Origin of the sequence: Achromobacter sp. RW408 (assembly GCF_003184165.1) — a bacterium.
Lineage (GTDB): Bacteria > Pseudomonadota > Gammaproteobacteria > Burkholderiales > Burkholderiaceae_B > Achromobacter > Achromobacter xylosoxidans.
Genome location: NZ_QHHO01000036.1, coordinates 1 through 404, shown reverse-complemented (window position 1 = coordinate 404; position 404 = coordinate 1). Strand labels below are relative to the sequence as shown.

Annotated in this window: 1 protein-coding gene; it reads right to left on the bottom strand. The window is 64.6% G+C overall.

Annotated features, from left to right (window positions below; all coding sequences use genetic code 11):
* The coding region (locus tag DK459_RS07540) for a VCBS domain-containing protein (RefSeq protein WP_199234269.1) at positions 1–404 on the bottom strand (404 nt) is incomplete at both ends.

Here is a 404-nt window from a genome sequence, read left to right as displayed (position 1 = left end):
TTGCCGTTCTGGTCGACGGTGAAGGTGCCGTACTGGCCCTTGCCTTCATTGTTGACGGACCAGGTGTGCTTGTCGTTGACGTCGACGTCGGTCTTGGTCAGCTGGCCGGACGTGGTCGTGGTGCCGTCTTCGGCGACGGCGCCGGTGGCCGTGCCGCTGACGGTCGGGGCGTCGTTGGTGCCGTTGATGGTGATGACGACCTGGCTCGTGGTGCCGTCGGCGCTGGTGACCGTGAAGGTCTCGGTCAGGTGCTCCTTGGCGCCCAGCTGCTGGATGGCCTTGGCATCGTTGTCGAGCTTGAAGCTCCAGTTGCCGTTGGCGTCGATCGAGAACTTGCCGTACTGGCCCTGGAAGTCGGTCTGCGGCTTGAACGCAGCCTGGCCGGCGTCCTTGTCGACGATGTC